Here is a 12,405-nt window from a genome sequence, read left to right on the forward strand (position 1 = left end):
GGCATCGTGACTCATCTGTCTTCCGATCCGGTGCGTCCGTACGCACCGCTGGTTCCGAACGGTAGGTCTCGCGGCAGCCGGCGGATCTCGTCCGGCCACTCGAGCGGGATGGCGAAGGTCGCCTGCAGGACGTCCTGGAACTCCCGTAAGCGCCTCGGCTCGTTGCGGACCTGCCTAGGGACTCGACCGCGCTCGAGGCAGAACGCCGCCAGGGCGCCCGCCACCTCGCCCACGTTCCACTCGACCGGGTGCAACCGATAGCAACCGTTCGTGACGTGCGTGGTGCCGATGTTCTTGGCGGCGGGCAATAGGTTCTCCACCCGCTGCGGTATCAGCGACCCGAGGGGTAGCTGGAACGGGTAGTTGCTGATATCGACGAAGTTGCGGCCCCGCGTGCTGGGGTGAAGGTCGATCCGGTAAGAGCCGGTGCCCACGCTGTCGTCGAACACGGCCGCCCCCCCGAACGACTCCCGGCACGCCTTGCTCACGTGCTGCTCCAGGACGGTGAACTCCGCGCGGATCCTGCGCGACTCGCGTACGTACGCCTGAAGGGCCAGCCCGTCATGCGACCCGCTCACGTCCGCCCTGAGCTTGAGCCCCGGGTAGCCCGTGCCGCCGTCCAGGCGCGGGGCCTCGGTCTGCATCCAGTACAGCATCGAGAGGCTCAGCTGCTTGGCCCCGTCCAGGTTCTTGGCGCGCTCCTCCAGGGCCACGCCCGTGAGCGGCCCGAGCGTGTAGTCGAGCTGGGGCCAGTTCGCGACCGTGACGTCGCTGGCGAACTCGCCGTCCGGGTAGTAGCCGCGGTACAGGATGCGGCGAAAGTGCCACAAGTCGTTGATGTTGGGAGCATCCGTACTGCCGACGAAGATGGGCCGCGTCTGCGGCTCGAGCGTGATGGGGTGAACGACCGTCCAGCTGAGCTGCGCCTCCGGCCAGCCGGGTATGTGATGCTCGCGCCAGAAGGCGTAGTCCTGCGGCCGCACGATGACGTGGTCATCGCCCGGGTAGTAGCTCAAGGGGAAGCACCAGCTGTGGGACTGCTGGTTCAGGGGGTCCGCCTCGGCGAGGGCATGGGGCTCGCCCGTCTCCCCTTGCCCTTCCGCGCCGACGACGTGCTCGATACCGCCAAGCTCCAGCAGGTCGCCCAACTCGGTGGCGTCGAGGAAGTACTGCGCCACCACGGACGTCCTCTCGCCGCTCCGCACATCCTCCACGACGACGGCGGCCACGCGGTCGCCGTCCATCTCGACCGCGACGGGGCGCGCGCGCTTCTCCACCGCCAAGCGCCCGGCCGCCCGGTAGGGCGCGAGCAGCTCGTCGATGACCGCCACGGCGACGCGTGGCTCGGCGCACAGCTCGCTCACGAACCCCATGCCGGGGTTGAGGCGCTCCTGGCCCCTGGCAGCCTCGGTGAGCGGATAGTTGCGTCGATAGTAGTCGCGCACGCGCCGCCTCAACTCCCGGTAGCGCCCCGTCGAGCCCATGCTGTCTATCCACGGGTGCTCGTCCGGCGGGACGATCTGGGTGGTCAGCTGCCCGCCGAGCCAACACGTCTCCTCCGTCAGCAGGACCCGCGCGCCCAGCCGAGCGGCGGCCAGCGCAGCCGCGACGCCGCCCAGCCCTCCACCTATCACCGCCACGTCTACTGCCAGCTCCCTCGGCAGCACGGCTACCTGCCCCCGAGGCGAGCCGGCGCCGGGCCGGCAGTGCCGCCGGGCACGAGAGCGCAGCCGAGCACGATCTGCCGAGACGCCTCGCCCGGAGCCGTGCCACCGACCGCGGCGGCGTCCGAGCCCGGCCCGGAGGGCCTCGCGGCTAGGAGCGAGGCCAACAGCCTCACTGCCTGCCTGCCCATCGCCTCTCGGGGGATGCGGAACATGGTCCACGGGACGTCCGCCTCGACATGCTCGAGTGCGTCACCCAAGAGCGCCACCGAAACGTCCCCCGGAACGTCGAGCCCTTTCGCGGACGCCACCTCGAGTAGCCGCGTCGCCACCATGTCGTCCTCGACCACGAAGGCGGTGACGCCAGCGCCAAGCCACGCCTCCAGCTGTTCGCCGCTGATCTCGTCCGGCTGGATGCGGCGTTGCCGGGCCGGGTCGTCCGGCAGCCCGAGCGCGGCAAGGGCCCGCGCGTAGCCGAGGCGCCGGTCCAGGTTCGCCTCGTGGTCGCCGAGTGAGCCAACGTACAGGAAGCTCCGATGCCCTAGGCCAGCCAGGTGCTCGACGACTTGGGCCGTGGCCGAGACGTAATCGGCCCCGACGTACGGCACGGAGACGCCGTCGATGACGCGGCGGCCCAGGTACACGAACGGGTAGCGCTGCTCGATGAGCCGACTCACCTCCGACCTGTCCTCCTCGCGGCCGAGCAGTATGGAGCCGTCGGCGAGGGCCAGCCTGTTGACCCCGCCGCGGAATATCTGCCTCTGCCTCCTCCCCGGGTCGCTCCGGGCGCTGGTGAAGAGGAGGAGGTCGTAGCTCAGGTCCTCGGCCTCCTGCTCGATGCCGATCAGGAACGGATGGTAGAAGTTCTTCTGCGTCAAGGGGAAGATGGGTTCGAACGTGAACACGCCGAGGATCTGGTTGCGACCGCGCGCCAGGCGCTGCGCCACGGGGTTCGGCGAATAGCCCAGCTCGCGTGCGGCCTCCCGCACGCGGTCGGCCGTCTCCGCGCTCGCCCTGATGGTGCTCGCCGCGCGGTTGTTGAGGATGGTCGACGCCACGGCGATGGAGACCCCTGCGCGCTTCGCGACGTCGACGAGCCGCACCCGCGCTCGCGGCCCGCGCGGGTCGCTCAGCGGCTCAGCCACGGTCGCTTCCGAGCACCCGCGCCTCTATCGCCGGTTCGAACGTGCGCGGCCACGGGAGAGTGACCCTGAAAGCGAACCTCGCCGCGACGCGAGGCTCGAGCGTACGCCTGGCCTCGGCAGCCAGCTCGGTGGCCACCTGCGCCCTCACCTCGTCCGCTCGCTCCGCCAGATCCCACGGGTTGACCCCCTCTCGCTCCAGACGGTCGTTGACCTTCGGCCTGACGATACCCTCGTACACGTAGTCGTCGAGAAGACGCTCGAGCAGGAGGCCGCGGTTCATCTCGCCCGCCGTGGGCTCGCCCCGCGAAGCCACGGCGAGGACGATCTGGGCCAACGCGGTTCCAAGTGAGTTGCACGCGGTGTTCCACGCCGAGTAGGCGCTGAGCCTGTCGAGCTCGATCCTCTCACTCAGCGCCGCCATCAGCGCCAGGTCGGCCTGGTTCGTAGTCGTGTCGACGAGCGCAACGGGAACGGCCTGGTCGACGAAACGGGCGATCTCGTCGCAGAAGGCGGCGAGATCGGGAGGCTCGCCGTACGGCGTGTGGCCGGCAAGCACCGCGTCCGCCTCGCCGACGTCGTCCGTGAAGCGACCGCCGACGGCCGCGACGAAACTGGCGAGGTTCTCCCCGAACGGCCGGTCCTCGAAGGTAGGTACCTGGGAGGCGCCGTCGGGGGCCGAGTAGCGCACCGCGAACTTCGGCTCCAAGCCCAGGTCCGTCGTTACGGAGCGCGCGAGTAGCGTGCACGCGCCCTCATCGGTGCCGTTCTGCAGGAAGACCCTTCCCTCCACGCCCCGTTCCCGGGCCAGTCGACGGAGCGCGTCCTGCTCCTCCTTGTGGATCCCGTACTTGTCGCCTTCGGGGCCGACGTCCTCCATCAGGAGATGCAGCACGTCAACCGCGCCCGCGGCCACGAGCTCCACGGCGCGCAGGTTGACGGCATGCTTGCGCTTCCGAACGGCGCGGTACCGGTGGACGACCTCGGACGGGATCGCGCCGGCCACCCGTTCGTACTCGGCCGCGGTCGCGGCGTCGGGAGCGCTGCGGAGCTTGCCTTCTAGCGTCGTGAACCGGTGCAACAGCCGGTGAACCCGCCGAGACTCCATGTCCCTGGCGGACAGGGACGTGCGGATGATGGTGTCGAAAGCCATGACCCGCAGGCCGGGGCGCTCTTCACGCAGGCGTTCGAGGTCGCTCAGGCGTTCCAGGGCTTCGCGCTCGTCGCTGGCCTCGGAGCGCGAGGCCAGCAGGCCGCCGCACGTGAGCATGTCGAGCGCGACGATGACGGTCCCCACGTCCTCGGGGAGCTCGAGCAGCCACCGCCCGCACTCGGCGGGCCGCCCGGGCGTGAAGAAGGTGCCGAGCATGTCGGACGGCGGCACCAGGAGCTCCCTGCCGACGAGCCGGGCCAGGCGGACGACGTACGCGAGGTTGTACGGCCGATCGTCTAGCGGGAGTAGCGCGGTCCTCACTTGGTCGCTCCCGTCGCGAGGCCGCGGATGAAGAGCCGCTGGTTGAAGAGGAAGACCAGGACGACGGGCAGCACGATGAGCACGGAGGCGGCGAACAGCGCGCCCCACTCGGAGCTGAACTGGGAGCGGAACACCGACAGCCCGATCTGGGCCGTGCGCATCCGGTCGGTGGTCGTGACGACGAGCGGCCAGAAGAAGTCGTCCCACGCGGTGACGAAAGAGAAGATCGCGATGGTCGCCACGATCGGCAGCGAGATAGGCAGGTAGAGGCTCGTGAAGACGCGCATCTCGCTCGCACCGTCTATGCGCCCGGAGTCGCGGATCTCCGCCGGCAGGTCCAGGAAGAACTGCCGCGCGAGGAAGATAGTGAACGTGAGCACCAAGTGCGGTAGCGCGATGCCGAAGTAGGTGTTGAGCAGGCCCGTGCCGCCGGCCCCCATGAGGTCGTTGCCGCCGATGAGCGGGAAGTTACGGGCCAGGATGAACAGCGGGATGGTGGTCACGTGCGAGGGGATCATCATGGTGCCGAGCACGACGAGGAACGCAGCGTCCTTGCCTGGGATCGGGAGGCGCGCGAAAGCGTACCCGCATGGCAACGCGATGAGCAGGTTGGAGACGACCACCACGACCGCGACGATCGTCGAGTTGAGGAAGTACCTCGGGAAGTTCGTGCCCTCCAGCACCCTCGCGTAATGTTCGAACGTCACGGACGACGGGAACAGCCTCGGCGGCCACGCGAAGATGTCGGAGAACGGCTTTATCGAGCTCATCACCATCCATAGGAGCGGGATGCTCACCAGTGCGGCTGTCACGATGATGCCTAGGTTGCAGGCGAAGCGGGCGCGGCTCAGGGTCTCCTCCCGGTGGTCCGGAGCTCCGAGCCCCGGGGCACGCCGTCATGCGAGCTATCGGCTTCCCGGCAAGGCTGCTCGCTCGAGCGCATCAGGTCATCCCCTTGCGGGCCAGCGCGAAGCTGCCGAACGAGAGCGCGAAGATGACGACGAAGAGCACGAAGCTCGTCGCGCAGGCGAGCCCGAGCTGTCCGTACTCGAACGCCTGCCGGTAGATCAGGAAGCCGACCGTGGTCGTCGACCCGAGGGGGCCGCCGGAAGTGAGGATGTAGATCTCCGCGAACGTCTGCAACGTGCTGATGAGCCCGACTATCACTATGTACGCGGTGATGGGCCGCAGGAGCGGAAGGAGTATCTGCCGGAACAGCTGGAACGCCGAGGCGCCGTCCACCTTCGCCGCTTCGATCACCTCGCGGGGGACGCCCTGGAGAGCCGCGCGATAGATCACCGTGTTCCAACCGGCGCCGCGCCAGACCCGCATGATCACGAGGCTGGGAAGAGCCCAGGCGACCGTGTTCAGCCAGCCGACGTTGGATAGCCCGAAGGCGTTCAGGATCTGGTTCAGCAGCCCGAAGTCGCGGTCGTAGAGGAGCAGCCAGACGACGCTGACTGCGGCCACGCTCGTCACGATCGGCAGGAAGAGCACGACCTGCAGCCACCGCAACGCCCGCGACGCCCCTTCGAGCAGGAGCGCGAGGGCTAGGGAGATGACGACGTTCAGGACGATGACGGCCGCGGAGAAGCGCACCGTGACCCACAAGGCGTTCTGGAACTCGCGCGAGAAGATCATCGCCCGGTAGTTCTGCAGCCCGACCCATCTGGGCGCGCCCCTGTTGAGCGGCGAGTAGTCGGTGAAGGACACGTACAGGGCGTAGATCACGGGCAGCAGTTGCGTCAGGACGATGTAGACGAGTGCCGGGAGGACGAAGAGCAGGCCGGCCCTGGCGGGCGCGGACAGCTTCGACCTGCCGCGGTTCGCCGCTGACCGACCTGCTCCTCCGGCTATCACGGGTTCAGCAACGCTTCGATCTCTTGCTGCGTGGCCTTGGCCGCCGCCTCGGCGGTCTCCCGTCCGTAGACGGCAGCCTCGAGGTGTGCCGCCGTGATGTCGCGGGCCTGGACCCAGACGGCGACGTTGGGGTTGCCGTGCGCGAACCGCAGGTTGTCCGAGTAGGCCTTGAGAGCCGGCGAAGAGGCCAGGAAGTCGGCGTCGGCGAGGCTGGAGCGGGGCGGCAGGGAGCCGGCAGCGCTGTTGAAGGCTTCCAGCCACTCGGGGCTGAGGGCGAAGCTGATGTACTGCCAGGCCTGGTCCTTATGGCCGCTGTCCTGGGAGATGAAGAAGCCGGCGAACGAGTAGAAGGCGGCCTGCTCGACGTCCTTGGTCGGGGGCGCCACCGCGAGCAGTTCGAAGACGTCCGGGTTGGTGGTGCGTAGCCCGGAGACCATCTCCATGGAGCCGAACATCATGGCCGCTTGGCCGGTGACGAGCGGGTTGACGGGGCTGGCGCCGGGGTTCTCCCCCAGGCGCGTGACACCCGTGTCCGGGTCGAAGAGCGCCTGCATGAACGCTATGGCCTTGACGGCCGCTGGGCTGTCGAACGCGACCTCTGTGCCATCGGCGCTGAACCAGGAGCCACCCGCTTGCCAGAGGAGGGAGGAGAACGGTTGCTGGATGGCCGTGCCGCTCGAGCCTATCAGGAGACCCGTGCGCCTGATCTGGCCGCTCGCGTCCCTGACGGTGAGCTTGCGAGCCGCGTCAAGGAGCTCCTCCCAGGTGGTCGGGGGCGCGTTGGGATCGAGGCCGGCCTCTTCCCAGAGGTCCGTGCGGTAGACGAGCAGGTTGCCCGACCCGTAGACGGGGGCCAGGTAGTGCTTGCCGTCCACGGCGCCCTGTTCGAAGGTCGGTCCGAAGTCCTCGACATCGAACCCGGTGAGGTACTCGTCGAGTGGCGCTAGGCGATCAGCGGCGACGAGCCCGGCGGTGGCTGCCTGGCCGTGCATGAAGACGTCCGGCACCATGCCCGTCGCGAAGGCGGTATTGAGTTTGGCGGTCAGGTCGCCCCAAGGGATGAACTCGACCGTCACGTCCACGTCGGGGTTCGCCGCCTCGAAGGCCGGCACGAGCTCGTTGTTGACGAGGTCCATCTGATCCTGGAAGTTCCCCGCGTACCAGACGGTCAAGCTCTGTTGTGCGAGCGCCGTCGCGCCAATACAAGCGATCACCAAGGCGGTTCTAAGAACAGATCTCACGGTGGTACTCCTAGTCGTTCGGCGAGGGGACGGAGCCGCCGACCCGCATCGTGCAAGGTCCTAGGCTCTCCTGTGTGCCCGGCGGTCCGGATGACCGGCGCGCGTCTTTAGGCGAGAGATGGTCCCTCCTTCCGTTGGGTCACGACCGAGCGAGATCAGATAAAGCGCTTAATTAGCGTTGGGCTATAGGCTAGACGAAGCGCGTCCTCTCGTCAAGCCCACCGGCAAGCTGTCGTGGAAGATCGCGCGAGCACGGCCCACGAGACGAGACCGCCCTCACCCCGTTACCCGGGGCGAGGGCGGCGAACGAAGCCTGGTTCGGCGGACGTCAGCTCAGACTGGGCCGACCAGGTTGAAGTACAGCTCCTCCGTGTCGTCGTTCCCGAACACGACGCCGGTCACGTCACCCGTGTCCGGGTCGTGTTGGAAGGACAGCGCTACCTGGTTCCAGCCGGCCGTCAGGTCGAGCTCGACCGTGAGCGGGGTGCTATCGAAGCTGCACGTTGCCGCGCCGGACGTCACGCTCACGTCATCGGTGGCGAAGAGCCAGGTTACGATGGTGTAGTCGCTGATGTCGCCGGGGCCCTCGAAGTCCACGGGGGCCGTGGTGGCGATGCTGAAGCCAGAGCCCATGATCGACAGGAAGGCCACCCCGGGCAGGTTGATGAAGCCGGCCGTGTAGAGGTAGCTCACCCGCGCGGTGATCGAGTCAGCGGTCAACGGACACTCGATCAAGTCCTCCATCTCGGCGAGGTCGGCGGCAGGAGCCAGCACAGACGCCGGGATGTCCTCGGCAGCTGGCAGGGGCAGCTCGAACGTGCCGTCGGCGGCGATCGCCGCCGGCTCGGAGGCGAACAGCCCGGGGATCACCTCCGTCATCGTCGCGGAGGTGAGCGCGCTGGGGTCGAGCATCACCATGCTGGCGCCGAGGACCTTGAAGTCGGGGGTCGGGTAGTTGACCGTACCTGCCACCGACGGCACGGGTGGCGGCTCCTCGGTCCTTGGCGCCTGAGTGCACGCTGCCAGGGCGACTACTACCCCCAACATGAGGACGGGAAGTGAACGCTTCACGGGTAGACCTCCTCTCGACCGCCCGGGGTTCCGGCGGCCGGTGAACAGGTGACGGTTGCATACCTGGCTCGGCGAGATAGTGAACGGCTCCACACGACGGCCACCGCCTAAGCGGCAGGAATGACGAAGTGATGGTGCGGAGAAGCGCGTCCAGCACGACCGCCGCAACCGGCGCCCCCGATGCGAACGGGACAATGGTAACGTTTCACGAATGGCCGAGAAGGCGAAGAACGACCTGGTCGCCCTCGCGAAGGCGCGGGGCGTGCGGCTCACGGGGCCGCGGCGGATCATCCTGGAGGTGCTCGGGGCCTCGGACGACCACCCCGACGCGCTGGAGCTCCACCGTCTCGTCGCCGCCGCCGACCCCGGCATCTCGCTCGCGACCGTCTACCGCACCGTCGGCCTCCTAGAAGAGAAGGGCGTGCTGGAGAAACACACGTTCACCGACGGGCGCGCCAGGTACGAGGCGACCCTCGGCGGGCACCACCATCACATGATCGACGTGGAGACTGGCGCGGTCATCGAGTTCGCCTCGGAGGAGTTCGAGCGGCTGCACGAGGAGATCGCGCGGCTGCACGGCTACGAGGTCGTCGACCACAAGCTCGAGCTGCACGTCAGGCGCCTGAGGAAGCGCACCTAGGCCGGCCCGGCGCCCTACGTACGCCCGGCCACGGCCCGCCCCACCGCCACCACCCCGAACACCCCGGCCTGCATGAGGATGAGCATGCTGCTGGTAGGGGCGTCGAACAGGAACGCCCCGAGCAGGCCGGCCCCCGTCGTGGCCACACCGATCGCGACGGCCTTGACGGTCATGCCGAGCAACGTGAGCGAACCGAGGCGCGCGGTGGCCGCCGGGATGACGAGGTACGCGGTCATGAGCACCACCCCGACGACGACGGAGCTCGCCGCCACGACGGCGGCCGTGGTGCCGACTAGCAGGTACTCGAGCCTGGCCGTGTTCACGCCGTCGGAGCGCGCCAGCTCCTCGTCGAACGTCGCGTAGGCGAGCTTCCCCCACGCCCGCGCCAGGACGGCGCCGGCCAGGGCCGTGATGGCGGCGATGGCGATGAGGTCCACCCGCCCTACCGCTAGGATGCTCCCGAACAGGACGTCCATGATGTCGAAGCCCAGTGGCGTGTCGACCGGGATGCGCGTGAAGAAGAAGAGCCCGACGGCCACGGCCACTGCCAGGAAGACGCCGATCGTGGTGTCGCTCGATAGTTGCGTGCGCCGCTTGACGTACGTGATGAGCAGGCCGGTCGCCAAGGCGGCCGGCAGGGCGATCAGGAGCGGGTGCCTGAGGAACTCGCTCCTGGCGCCGTACTGACCCGCCGCCACGAGCACGAAAGCGCCCACCCCCGTGCCGCCGAACGCCGCGTGCGCGAGCCCGTCGCCGAGGTAGGCCAGGCGCCTCTGCACCACGAACGTCCCGAGCAGGCCGCTCGCCACGGCGATCAGCGAGCCTGCGAGCAGCGCGCGCTGCATGAAGGTGAAGGCGAAGGCGTCGCGCAGTTCCCCTAGCATCAGTCCTCGCCGAAGGCCTCGAGCAGCACGCCGGCGTTCCAGAGGAGCAAGTCCGCGTAGCCCTGCCTGCCCGCCACGCCGCCGAGGGGGTCGAGTTCGAACAGGTCCACGCCGGCCTCGTCCGCCAGGACCTCGGCCGGACGCCTGTTGAGCTGCGACTCGCTGAAGATGACGGTGGCGCCGCTGTTGCGGATGAGCCCGAGCGCCTCCTTGAGGTAGGCGGGGCTAGGCTCGCGGCCGGGGTAGGGCTCGATCTCCACGACCAGGTCGAGACCGTACCGGGAGGCGAAGTAGGGCCACGCGTCGTGGAACGGCACGAACGGCGAGCCCGCGATGGGCGCGAGCAGGGCCGAGAGTTCGGCGTCCAGTTCCAGGAGGCGTTCTTGCGCCTCGGCGGCGCGCGCGCGGAAGCGCTCCGCGCTTGCCGGCGCGGCGGCCGCCAACGCCTCGCCGAGCGCGGGCATGGCCGCCGCCATCACCGTCGGGGTCAGCCACAGGTGGGGGTTCATGCTGATCACCGCGCCGTCGTCAGCGACGGCGACCGACTCGGGGAACTCCTCCGTTACGAGCTTGCGCACCTCGGGCAGCTCGGTCAGCTCGAGCGCGGCCGCCCGACCACCGCTCGCGTCGAGGAGCTTCCCCGCCCAGAGGTCGAGGCCGCCGTTCATGACCAGCAGGTCGGCCTGCGCGATCCGCTTGAGGTCACCGGGGCTCGGGTCGTACGTATGGGGCGAAACGCCGGGGGGCAGGAGCCGCGTCACCTCGGCCTCGTCGCCCGCGACCTCCCGCACCAGGGCGTAGAGCGGGTGGAGCGTCACGACGACCTTGGGCACCTCGGCGCGCGCCGCCCCGAACAGGCCGGCGACCAGCAGCAGCCAAGCGACCCTGGCCCGAACCGACTGGGCGGACCGGCCCGCGCCCCAGGGCAGCTTCGGGCGGCGTGCGAACTCGCCTAGGGCGAGTGGCGTTCTCAATGCAGCACCGCCCCGGGAAGCTGGAGGAGCGCGATGCCGTCCGGCCTGAAGTCGAGCGCGAGCCGGTCGGTGACGGTCATCGTGTGGAGGTCGACGACCACGACGGCACGAGCCGTCGGGTCGGTCACGAAGGCCAGGTCGCCTGCCGCGGTGATGGCCGGTCTGACGGCGCCGGGCAGGAGTTCGTCCACCACGGCGACGGAGCCGAGTTCACGGCCTGTGGCCAGGTCGAAGCTGCGTAGGCGGCCGTCGCTGCCCAGGCGCGCGAAGCGCTCACCGTCCTCGAAGAGCGCGCCACCGAGCTGCGTGCCTTCGGTCCGGTAGGTCGCGAAGGTGAGGGCGACCGGGTCTACCACCGCGAAGCCGGTGCCGAAGTTACCGACCACGTACTGCTCGGCGCCGGCGGCCTCGAAGTGGCTCACGCGGTCCTGCGACCCGGCGGGGTTGGGCAACAGGCTGGCGGTGAACACGCCGCCCGGGAGCTGGCGCACGACCATGACACCGTTGGCGCAAGCGAACACGGCCCTGCCACCGAGGCGCGCTTGGCCGTGAACGGCGTCACACCCCGGGAACGTCGCCCGGAGCACGCTGTTCTCGTCGCGCACCTCCAGGGAGTTGGCGGAGTAGAGCCCGAGGGCCATGTAACCGTCCAGCGGCACGAGCGAGCCGTGGTCTGGCGCCGAGGCCGTGATGGTCTCGTAGTCGATGGACGCCCCGAGGAGGCGTGAGTCGAACCAGGCCGCGGTGCCGTCGGCGTCGTTGAACACCGCGATGTCGTTCCCCATGCTGACGAAGTGGATGGGCTGGCGACCCGTGTTGATGGTGGCGAGCACGTAGGGGTTGCCGAGGAGGAGGTCCATGTGGTTCCCGTGATCGACGGCCGAGAGGCCGGAGTACACGAAGGTCACGCGGTTCGCGTCCGTATGGACGAGCGCTCCGTAGCGGGTGTCGGCCAGCTGCTGCACGCTGCTGGCGCCTGGGACGCTGAAAGTCCCGAGCACCGTCCCGTCCTGCGCGCTGACGACGTAGGCCTGCGACCCACCTGCCTGGCCGAGGAGCAGGCGTATGCCCGCTACGCCCGCAGCGTCGTGATCGTGGTCATCATGATCGGCGTCCTCATGGCCATGATCGTGGTCGTGATCCGCGTCCTCGTGTCCGTGTTCGTCGTCGTGATCCGCGTGGTCGTGCCCGTCCGCATCGTGCTCGTGCGCGGGCGCGCCCTGCGCCTGCCCTTGAGCGGACACCGCGCCCGTCGCGAACCACAGGCATGCCAACAACGCCATCAGAAGTCTCGAGAGCGCGCTAACCCGGTTCTGCGTGTGCATCGCTTTCTCCCTCCTTGGCTTAAGATGCAGTTGCGACTCATTCGCAACACCAAGGATTCGGAGTATATGTGTCCGACCACCGACATGCAATACCGACTCGCGGGACCGACCAGCGGAGCCGACTCGGAAC

At 68.8% G+C, this 12,405-nt stretch carries 11 protein-coding genes; 1 reads left to right on the plus strand and 10 read right to left on the minus strand.

Going from position 1 to position 12,405, the window contains the following annotated elements; all coding sequences use genetic code 11:
* Positions 1 to 11: 11 nt before the first annotated feature.
* The 7 genes from M9914_02970 to M9914_03000 all read right to left on the minus strand — a co-directional run bounded on the left by M9914_02970 (position 12) and on the right by M9914_03000 (position 8,452).
* The gene (locus M9914_02970) at positions 12 to 1,667 is read right to left on the minus strand and encodes an FAD-dependent oxidoreductase (GenBank protein MCO5173128.1); all 1,656 of its coding nucleotides are present in this window, start codon (positions 1,665 to 1,667) and stop codon (positions 12 to 14) included.
* 2 nt (positions 1,668 to 1,669) lie between these two features.
* Positions 1,670 to 2,809 carry a LacI family transcriptional regulator gene (locus M9914_02975; protein MCO5173129.1) on the minus strand — a complete coding sequence of 380 codons (1,140 nt, stop codon included), beginning with the start codon at positions 2,807 to 2,809 and terminating at the stop codon, positions 1,670 to 1,672.
* Positions 2,802 to 4,280, minus strand: a complete 1,479-nt coding sequence (locus M9914_02980; protein MCO5173130.1) for a DUF4127 family protein — start codon at positions 4,278 to 4,280, stop codon at positions 2,802 to 2,804. Before M9914_02980 ends, M9914_02975 begins: the two co-directional genes overlap by 8 nt.
* Positions 4,277 to 5,092 (minus strand): carbohydrate ABC transporter permease, encoded by an 816-nt coding sequence (locus M9914_02985; protein ID MCO5173131.1) that lies wholly within the window; start codon positions 5,090 to 5,092, stop codon positions 4,277 to 4,279. Before M9914_02985 ends, M9914_02980 begins: the two co-directional genes overlap by 4 nt.
* Before the next feature lie 130 nt (positions 5,093 to 5,222).
* Positions 5,223 to 6,140, minus strand: coding sequence for a sugar ABC transporter permease (locus tag M9914_02990; GenBank protein MCO5173132.1), 918 nt, complete (start codon positions 6,138 to 6,140; stop codon positions 5,223 to 5,225).
* The gene (locus M9914_02995; GenBank protein ID MCO5173133.1) at positions 6,137 to 7,354 is read right to left on the minus strand and encodes an ABC transporter substrate-binding protein; all 1,218 of its coding nucleotides are present in this window, start codon (positions 7,352 to 7,354) and stop codon (positions 6,137 to 6,139) included. Before M9914_02995 ends, M9914_02990 begins: the two co-directional genes overlap by 4 nt.
* A gap of 360 nt (positions 7,355 to 7,714) precedes the next feature.
* Positions 7,715 to 8,452: a hypothetical protein gene (locus tag M9914_03000; GenBank protein ID MCO5173134.1), complete on the minus strand. Its 738-nt coding sequence runs from the start codon at positions 8,450 to 8,452 to the stop codon at positions 7,715 to 7,717.
* Positions 8,453 to 8,663: 211 nt separating this feature from the next.
* Between M9914_03000 and M9914_03005 the strand changes: the two genes are divergently transcribed.
* Complete coding sequence (locus tag M9914_03005) at positions 8,664 to 9,092, plus strand: transcriptional repressor (protein MCO5173135.1); 429 nt, start codon at positions 8,664 to 8,666, stop codon at positions 9,090 to 9,092.
* Positions 9,093 to 9,106: 14 nt separating this feature from the next.
* On the opposite strand, the gene M9914_03010 is transcribed toward M9914_03005, so the two are convergent.
* The 3 genes from M9914_03010 to M9914_03020 are packed head-to-tail and all read right to left on the minus strand — an operon-like array spanning position 9,107 to position 12,233.
* Entirely contained in the window at positions 9,107 to 9,976 is an 870-nt protein-coding gene (locus tag M9914_03010) for a metal ABC transporter permease (protein ID MCO5173136.1), read from the minus strand.
* On the minus strand, positions 9,976 to 10,950 hold the full coding sequence (locus M9914_03015; GenBank protein ID MCO5173137.1) for a metal ABC transporter substrate-binding protein: 975 nt from the start codon (positions 10,948 to 10,950) through the stop codon (positions 9,976 to 9,978). Before M9914_03015 ends, M9914_03010 begins: the two co-directional genes overlap by 1 nt.
* Positions 10,947 to 12,233, minus strand: a complete 1,287-nt coding sequence (locus M9914_03020) for a hypothetical protein (GenBank protein MCO5173138.1) — start codon at positions 12,231 to 12,233, stop codon at positions 10,947 to 10,949. The genes M9914_03015 and M9914_03020 overlap by 4 nt, the downstream gene beginning before the upstream one ends.
* Positions 12,234 to 12,405 lie beyond the last annotated feature (172 nt).

It is taken from the genome of Trueperaceae bacterium, assembly GCA_023954415.1.
Lineage (GTDB): Bacteria > Deinococcota > Deinococci > Deinococcales > Trueperaceae > JAAYYF01.